The sequence below is a fragment of the Pseudomonas sp. ICMP 10191 genome, assembly GCF_001467335.1.
GTDB classification, from domain to species: domain Bacteria; phylum Pseudomonadota; class Gammaproteobacteria; order Pseudomonadales; family Pseudomonadaceae; genus Aquipseudomonas; species Aquipseudomonas cerasi.
In genome coordinates this window covers 1-9,665 of the sequence record NZ_LKGW01000138.1, presented here as the reverse complement: position 1 = coordinate 9,665, position 9,665 = coordinate 1, and the positions used below count along the sequence as shown (strand labels likewise).

The 9,665-nt window shown below is 61.3% G+C and carries 1 protein-coding gene and 1 pseudogene; both read right to left on the bottom strand.

From position 1 onward, the window contains the following. Positions 1-8,898: pseudogene (locus tag AO388_RS28975) on the bottom strand (amino acid adenylation domain-containing protein); the annotation flags it as partial. 38 nt (positions 8,899-8,936) lie between these two features. After that, the coding region (locus tag AO388_RS21765) for a phosphopantetheine-binding protein (RefSeq protein WP_153004001.1) at positions 8,937-9,665 on the bottom strand (729 nt) is incomplete at its 5' end.

The following is a 9,665-nucleotide window of genomic DNA, read 5'->3' as shown; positions in this document are numbered from 1 at the left end:
AATAGGGCCATTGCCGACCGAAACAATCTCGCAGGTCGCGGAAAAGGTCGTCGCCTCGGTCGGGCCATAACCGTTGAGCAGATGCTGTGGCGGATTATTCGCCAACACCCGGCCGATAACGGCCGGGTCCAGCACGTCGCCGCCGACAATCAGGTAGCGCAGGCGCGAAAAGGCCTCGCCCAGCCCCGAAGCGTATTGATGGAATAAACCGGCGGTCATCCACAGCACGGTTACCGTCAGCAGGCGCTGGAAATTCAATGGGGAGAGCAAGTCGTTCTGCCCGATCACCACCACACAGCCGCCATTGAGCAGCGGTGCCCAGACATCCAGCGTACTGGCATCAAACGCCGGGTTGGAGGCAAATGCCACACGATCCTGTGCATTGAAATCGGCGTAACCGTTGTTGATCACCAGACGGCTTATGGCCCGATGCGGCACCAACACACCTTTAGGCGTGCCGGTAGAGCCAGAGTGACTGCGGCAACGCCAGATCAGTGTCTTTCAGATCGTTCAGGGTCAAACCGTCGAGATCGACACGCTGGGCAGCGGTTTCCAGCGACACTTGGCTGTGAGCGAGCAGTACACGCGCCTGACTGTCCTCGATCATGAACGCCTGACGCTCGACCGGTGCATTGATGTCCAGCGGCACATACACCGCCGCGCACTTGAGCACTGCCAGTTGACTGGCGAGCAGGTCATGGCTGCGCTCCAGCAAAATCGCCACGCTGTCACCCGGCTGTACGCCAAGACCGAGCAGATGCCGCGCCAGACGGTTGGCCCGAATGTTGAGTTCGGCATAACTCACTGCAACGCCGTCGTGGATTGCCGCACAAGCCTCGGGGCACGCCCGCACCTGAGCTTCAAACAGGCTATGCACGGTCTGTTGCTGCGGATAGTCCCGCGCGCTGTCGTTGAACCTCACCAGCAACTGCTCACGTTCGGCAGCGGGCAGGATCGGCAGGCTGTCGAGGGTCGAGGACGGTGATTGCTCCAGGGCATTCGACAGATGCTCCAGCACGGTCTGCATGTAGCCACAGACGCGTTTGGCACCGACGGTGCTGCTGACCAGTACCGTCAGGTTGAAACCGTTGCCTACGTCATCGATATTCAGGGTCAACGGGTAGTTGGTATGGTCTTTGGCACCGAAGGACTCGATCCCCTCCCAGGCAGTGGCGGTTTCCGCTGAAACGTCGCTCACGACACTGTGTCGATAGTTGAGCAACGCACTGAACAGTGGCGCCGGGGCATCCACGCCGCTGCAGCGTTGGGCGAGTACCAGTGGCGCGTGTTCGTGGCCCAGCAAAGCCGTTAGTTGCCCGTGGGTCGCTTTCAATCCCTCGACCACCGTCGTCGCGCCGATATCGACGCGCAGTGGCAAGGTGTTGATAAACATGCCCAACGAGTGGTCTGCACCCTCGCCGGCCTGCATACGGCCCAGCAGTACCGTGCCGAACACCACCTGTTCACGGGCCGAGACGCTGCCGAGCACCCGTGCCCAGGCCAGATGCATCAGGCTCGCGGCGCTGACGCCTGCCTGTCGAGCCTGAGTCCGCAAACGCAGGTTCAGTTCAGCGGGCAGGATCACGCTCGCCTCTTCGATGTCACCGCCGCCGTCCTGCACATCCTGCAAACCGAACGGTAGCGTTGGCTCGTCGATATCACCGAGCATTTCACGGAAGAAAGCTTCGTGCTGCGCATCGCTGACACCCAGCCGGGCCTGGGCCACGTAGTTGCGATACGGCACGCTCTGACCCAGAGAAGCACCCTGACCTAGCAAGTGCGCCTGCATTTCATGCAGCACCACGTACAGCGAGGTTGCGTCATTGACCAAGTGATGGAACAGCAGCATCGCCAGCCAGCGATCGTTGAGCGGGTCATGGGTAAAGACAATCTGCATCAAGGGCGCTTGACGCACATCGAGGCGGTAATGCCGGGGATCGAAGCGCTCGTGCAACTGTTCATCAATCGGGCCGTTTACCGGATCGAGGCACAACTCGGTGACGTGCATTTCAGCTTGGCGCAGCACCACTTGCACCGGTTCGTCGAGACCTTCCCACAGTACAGCGGTACGCAGGATATCGTGACGATTGATAACCGCTTGCAAGGCGTGGCTGAAATCGTCCAGTCGTGCGCGGTCGCGCAGACTGAACAGGGCTTTCAGGGTGTATGGATCGCCCTGCTCGGCACTGATGTGGTGATAAAGAATACCTGCCTGCAAAGGCGCCAGCGGGTAAATGTCCTGCACGTTAGTAGCACCGCCGGGCACATGCTTTACCACGCAGTCGATCTGCGCCTGAGTCAGGCTGATCAGCGGCAGCAGGTCCGGGGTGATGTGTTCGCAGCGTTCCGGAATCAGATTGGCTGGCACCACGACTTCCGTGCCACCGCCGACCGCTGTCGCCAGTGCCGCCAGCGTAGGCTGGCTGAACAGTACGCGCACATCGGCACTCAGACCGACCTGACGCATGCGCTCGATCAATTTCACTGCCAGCAGCGAGTGGCCGCCCAGTTCGAAGAAGTGGTCATGGCGACCGACCTGTTCGACCGTGAGTACATCAGCCCAGATCGATGCCAGTTGGATCTCAACCTCGCCCTGTGGTGCTTCATAGCCACGACTGATCAGCGATTGCGCATCCGGCATTGGCAGGGCCTTGCGGTCGAGCTTGCCGTTGGCGGTCAGCGGCAGCGCATCGAGCTGCACGTAGGCTGCCGGCACCATGTAGTCCGGTAATGTGCCTTGCAGATGGCTGCGCAGATGTTCGATATCGAGCACCGTTTCAGGCTGCTGCGTCGTGACATACGCCACCAGACGCTTGTCACCAGGAACATCCTGGCGGCACAGCACCACGGCTTCACGAACATCGGCGTGTTCGGCCAGGCGTGCTTCGATTTCACCCAGCTCAACGCGTAAGCCGCGGATTTTCACCTGATCATCGTTACGCCCCAGGTAGTCGAGAGTGCCATCGGCGTTCCAGCGTGCCAGGTCGCCGGTGCGGTACATCCGTGCGTCGGCGTGGAACGGATCACGCAGAAAGCGCTCGGCGGTCATCTCCGGTCGGTTCAGATACCCCCTCGCCACGCCTTCTCCGGCGACGTACAGCTCGCCCGCCACACCCAGCGGCACCAGTTGTTGATGCTCATCAAGCAGATACACGCGGGTATTGGCAATCGGTGTGCCGATGTCGAGTCTGCCGTCGGGCAGCAAACGCCCCGACGTGGCGACCACTGTGGCCTCGGTCGGGCCGTAGTTGTTGATGACGGTGAAGCCCGGATCGCGCTGGAACTGGCGCAGACGGTCGCCACCGATCAAGAGCGTACGCAAGGTGGGGTGAGACAGGTCGCGGCTGAAGGTATATTCGGCGACCGGCGTCGGCAGGAAAGCCACCTGCAGCGGCTGGGCGATCCACCAGTCGAGCAGCTCATCGATCTGTTCATTGCTCACGTCCGCAGGCGGCAGGTGCAGGGTCGCCCCGGCACACAGCGCCGGCCAGACTTCCCAGGCCATGGCGTCGAAGCCGAAGCCTGCGACGCTGGCGGTATGACTGCCAGCCTGCAGATCGAAGGCCTGACAATGCCAGTCGATCAGGTTACCGAGGGTACGGTGCTCGACCATCACGCCCTTTGGTTGGCCCGTGGAGCCGGAGGTGTAGATCACGTAGGCCAGATGCGTGGGGTTGAGCCCTGCCACTTGCGGGTTTTCCAGGCGGTGCGGCCATTCAGGGCGGTCAAAGGCGATGACCGGTGCAGACGTTTGCGGCACACGGTTCATCAGGGCCTGCTGGGTCAGCAGCACTTTGGGTGCGCTGTCGGCCAGCAGATAGGCAATGCGTTCGTCAGGGTGTGACGGATCGACCGGGACATAGCCTGCGCCTGCCTTGAGGACGGCGAGCATGGCCACCAGCGTGTCCAGCCCGCGACGGGCCATGACCGCCACGCGATCATCGACACCTACGCCTAGACTGATCAGGTGATGGGCCAGTGCGTTGGCGCGATGGTTCATCTCGCCGTAGTGCAGGCAATGCTCGCCCACCTGAGCCGCTACACCTTCAGGTGCGCTGACTGCCCGGGCTTCAATCATGGCGTGCACGGTCTGCTGCCGCGGGTAGTCTTGCTTGGTGTCGTTGAACGCCAACAGCAGTTGTCGGCGTTCGGCTTCCGGCACCACCTGCAGGTTGCATACCGCTGAATCCGGTGCGGATTCAAGGGCTTCGACCAGATGACTCAAGGCGGTCTGCATGTAATCGCAGATGCGCCGCGCATCGATACCCGCCACCGCCTGTGCATTCAGGCTGAAAGCATCGCCAAAGTCATCGACGCTCAAGCTCAGTGGATAATTGGCACGTTCTTCACTGCTCAGAACATGAATACCTTGCCAGGCCTGGATCGCCTGTTCGGAAACGCTGGCAGCTGCACTGTGGCGGTAGTTGAGCAAGGCGCTGAAAAGCGGCGTCGGTGCGGCAACGCCGCTGCAACGCTGGGCCAAGGCAAGGGATGCATGTTCGTGACCGAGTAACGCGGTCACGCGCTTATGGGTCGCCTTGACCTCGTCACGCACGCCCTGCTCACCTACCGAAACCCGCAGCGGCAAAGTGTTGATGAACATGCCCAAGGCGCGTTCGGCGCCCTCACCGGCCTGCATCCGCCCCATCAACACCGTACCGAACACCACGTCACGCTTGCCCGACACAGTGCCGAGCACCTGGCCCCAGGCCAGATGCACCAGGCTGGCGGCGCTGACGCCTTGCTGCCGGGCCTGAGCCCGCAGGCGCAGATTCAGTTGAGGGTCCAGCGTCAGGCTGGCTTCCTTGACGTGGCTGCCATCGCCCTGCACATCCAGCAGGCCGTACGGCAGGGTCGGCTCGAGGATATCGCCCAGCATGTCGCGGAAGAACGTTTCGTGATCAGCCTGGCTGACACCCTGGCGTGCCTGAACCACATAGTTGCGGTACGGCACGGGCACCGACGCTGCCAAGGCTTCGGCCTCGCCGAGCAAGCCGTTCTGTATTTCGTGCTTCACCACTTCCAGCGCAGTGTGGTCCAGGGCCATGTGGTGGAACAACAACATCGCGCAAATCCGCTGGTTGGGCGGATCTTCGGCATAGACCACGCGCATCAACGGTGCCTGACCGATGTCCAGGCGGTAGTGACGCGGGTCGAAGCGGCTGTGCAGTTGCTCGCCGATATCGCCGTTCACAGGATCCAGTTCAAGCGCTTCAAGGTGCAATTGGGCCTTACGCCAGACCACCTGCAGCGGGGACTCAAGGCCTTGCCACACCACACTGGTGCGCAGAATATCGTGACGGTCTATAACCGTTTGCAACGCTTGAGCAAAAGCGTCCATACGTTCGCGGTTATCAAAGGCGAACTGAGTCTGCAACACATAGGGATCACCGCTTTCGGCGGCGAGGTGGTGATAGAGGATGCCTTCCTGCAACGGTGCCAGCGGGTAGATGTCCTGCACATTCGCCACGCCACCCGGCACGCTTGCCACGACCTGATCGATCTGCACCTGGGTCAGATTGATCAACGGCAGCAGCTCAGGCGTAATGCGTTGGCAATCCCCGGCGATCAGATTGGCCGGCACCATGACTGCCGTGCCACCACCGACCGCAGCAGCCAGTGCGGCCAACGTCGGCTGGCCGAACAGCGCACGCACATCGGCGCTCAGGCCCAACTGACGCATGTGCCCTATGAGGCTGACTGCCAACAGTGAGTGTCCGCCCAGCTCGAAGAAGTTGTCATGTCTACCGACCTGTTCAACGCCCAGCAAGTCTTTCCAGATAGTAGCGATCTGCGTTTCGGTTTCACCTTGTGGGGCTTCGTAGCCACGGCTGATCAGTGAGTCACTGTCCGGCGCTGGCAGGGCCTTGCGGTCGAGTTTGCCGTTCGGGGTCAGCGGCATTGTGTCGAGACGCACGTAGGCCGCAGGGATCATGTGGGCCGGCAGTTGTTCCTGCAGCCAGCCGCGCAGGATTTCGATGCTCGGTTCCGTTTGCGCGGACTGGACCGTGTAATACGCCACCAGGCGTTTGTCGCCCGGAATGTCCTCGCGGGCGGTGACTACCGCTTCATGGACCGCCGGGTGTTTGGCCAGGCGTGCATCGATCTCGCCCAATTCGATACGGAAACCACGAATCTTCACCTGATCGTCGTTACGGCCCAGGTATTCGATATTGCCGTCTGGCAGGTAGCGACCCAGGTCGCCGGTGCGGTACATGCGTGCCGCTGGGTTTTGGCTGAACGGGTCTTTGAGGAAACGTTCGGCAGTCAGGTCGTCACGGTTCAGATAACCCCGCGCCACGCCAGTACCGCCGATGTAGATCTCACCGGCAACGCCCAGTGGAACAGGCTCCTGTTGCTCGTCCAGCAGGTAGAACTGTGTATTGCCGACTGGCTTTCCGATGTGCGCTGCGAAGCCATCTTCGCGGTCCATCGCCACCCAGCTTGAGTAGGTGGTGGTTTCAGATGGGCCGTAGAGGTTGCACAGGCGCTGCACACCAGTTTTGTCGAACAGCGATTCAACCAGGCTGCGTTTCAGCGCTTCACCGGCGACGTTGACCGTATGGACCGACGTCGGCAGCCCGTCAACGTCCAACAGTGCTTTAAGCGCCGACGGTACGGTGTTGATCAGGCCGATATCGTGCTCGCCGTGTTGCAGTTCAAGGACGTTTTTGACCACTTCGATGCTGCCTCAGAGCCGTCGAAAGCCGTGTGTGCCCAACTGAGGAAGTTAACGGTGTTGCGGTGTTCGATCATCACGCCTTTCGGCAGGCCGGTGGAACCCGAGGTGTAGATCAGGTAGGCAAGATGCGCTGAAGTCAGCCCCGGCACCTGCGGATTCTGGACGGATTGGTCCTGCCAATCGTTCAGATCAAGATTGATGACAGGCGCTGAAACGTCGGCCAGCAAGCCCTGAGTCGCGGTTTGTGCCAGTACTGCGGCCGGAGCGCTGTCCTGCAACATGTAGGCAATTCGTTCTACCGGATACGCCGGGTCCAGCGGCACATAACCGCCGCCCGCCTTGAGGATCGCCAGCAAGCCGATGACCATCTCCACGCCGCGCTCTACACAAATCCCGACCCGCGAATCCGGCTGCACACCCTGCTTGCGCAAGGCATGGGCCAGGCGGTTGGCCTGTTCGTTAAGCTCGCGATAGGTCAGACGTTGTTCGCCATGCACTACGGCCACATCATCTGGCGTGCGCTCGACCTGTGCTTCAAACAGTCCGTGAATGGTCTGTTGCTGCGGGTAATCCAGCGCGGTGTCGTTGAACTGCACCAGCAACTGCTCACGCTCGTCGGCCGGCAAGATCGGCAAGCTGTTCAACGACGTCTGCGGTGTCTGCTCCAGTGCATGCACCAGGCTTTCCAGCGCCGTCTGCATATACCCGCAAACCCGCTGGGCACCGATACCGGTGACAGCCTGAACATTCAGGCTGAATCCTTCGCCAAAATCGTCGAGGGATAAAATCAATGGGTAGTTGGTGCGTTCTTCGCCGCCCCTCACCTCAATCCCTTCCCAGAGTTGAGCGGTCTGATCGGTGACTTCCTGATCGGTCGCCGCTTCAGCGGAACTGTGGCGATAGTTGAGCAGTGCGCTGAACAGTGGCGTCGGTGCTGATACACCGCTGCAACGCTGGGCCAACGCCAGCGAGGCGTGTTCGTGGCCGAGCAATGCAGTCAAACGTATATGGGTCGCCTTGACCCCGGCGCGCACATCCTGCTCACCCACGTCCACCCGCAGCGGCAACGTATTGATAAACATCCCCAAGGCCCGGCGAACCCCCTCGCCGCCGCGCATACGCCCGAGCAGTACGGTGCCGAATACGACATTGCTGCGCCCGCACAGGCGCCCGAGCACCTGTGCCCAGGCAAGGTGATGCAAGCTCGCCGCGCTCACCCCTTGCAGTCGGGCCTGATTTCGCAAGCGCCGGCTCAGCTCTAAAGGCAGGGTCTGATGCGCTTCTTCGACACCATGGCCGTCGCCGCGCACATCGTGCAGGCCGAACGGCAGCGTAGGTTCGTCGACGTCGCCGAGCATCTCGCGGAAAAACCCTTCGTGCTGCTTGTTCGTGACGCCGAGCCGGGCCTGGGCCACATAGTTGCGATACGGCACTGGCTCGCCCAGGGTGTGGGCCTGACCGCTCAGGTGCGCGTGGAGTTCATGATGGATCTGGTCCAGCGCCGCATGGTCGATGGCGATGTGGTGAAACAGCAACATCGCCACCCAGCGCTGGTTGGCCACGTCGTGGGTGAAGGCCAGCCGCAGCAAGGGTGCCTGGCTGATATCGAGGCGGTAATGCCGTGGGTCGAAGCGTTGTTGCAACTGCTCGCTGGCGGTACCGGCGTCAGGCTCAAGGGTGATTTCGCTGAGCACCAGATCAGCCTTGTGCCACACAACTTGAACCGGCTCGTCCAGGCCTTCCCATACCACGCTGGTACGCAGGATGTCGTGGCGGTCGATGATCTGCTGCAAGGCCGTGGTGAACTCGTCGAAAAGCTCCCGGCTGGCAATCGTAAACTGTGCCTGTAGCACGTATGGATCGCCTTGTTCGGCGGCAATATGGTGATAAAGAATGCCTTCCTGCAACGGCGCCAGCGGGTAGATGTCCTGCACATTGCGCACGCCGCCAGGAACGCGGGCAACGATGCTTTCGATGGCTGCCTGGTCGAGTTTGATCAGCGGCAACATTTCCGGGGTGATGCGCTCGCAGCCCGGCACAATCGCCTGGGCGGGAACCTCCACTTCATCGGCCTTGCCGCTGTAATACTCGCCGGCATTGATCAGTTCGATCAATGCCGCCTTGTTCTCGCGCAACAGCGCCAGCACGGCGGGCTCCATGAGGGACTGTCGCTTACCGCTGACGACCAGTTGGTCGCCCTTGACGGCGAGCTGCACATCTTTCTCTTCCAGTACTGCCAACAGTTCAATCATGCTCACAGAACAATCTCCATTCTTTCCGTTGTTGCTGCGTATTCCATGAGGGTGGGGTGTTTGAACAGCGACTTGACCTCGGCCTCCAGGCCTTCCTGACGCATGCGTTCCATCAGGCTGACGGCGAGCAGGGAGTGACCTCCCAGCTCAAAAAAATGGTCATGTCGGCCAACCTGCGTCACACCTAGCAAGTCTTGCCAGATATCGGCGATCAGTACTTCTCTCTCGCCTTGCGGAGCTTCGTAGCCACGGCTGATCAACGCGCCCTCGCCCGGCGCAGGGAGCGCCTTGCGGTCAAGTTTGCCGTTGGGGGTGAGCGGCAATGCATCGAGACGCACGTAAGCCACCGGGACCATGTAGGCCGGCAACTGCCCTAGCAGCCAGCCGCGCAGGCTGTCGATGGCTGGTTCCGTTTGCGCCGAACGGACCGTGTAATACGCCACCAGGCGTTTGTCACCGGGGACGTCTTCACGAGCGGTGACTACCGTATCCTGGACGGCAGGATGCCTGGCCAGACACGCGTCGATCTCGCCGAGCTCGATACGGAAGCCGCGAATCTTCACCTGATCGTCGTTACGGCCCAGGTATTCGATATTGCCGTCTGGCAGGAAGCGACCCAGGTCGCCGGTGCGATACATACGTGCCTGGGGCTGCCGGCTGAACGGATCCGCGAGGAAGCGTTCGGCAGTCAGGTCGTCACGGTTCAGGTAGCCGCGGGCCACGCCCGCGCC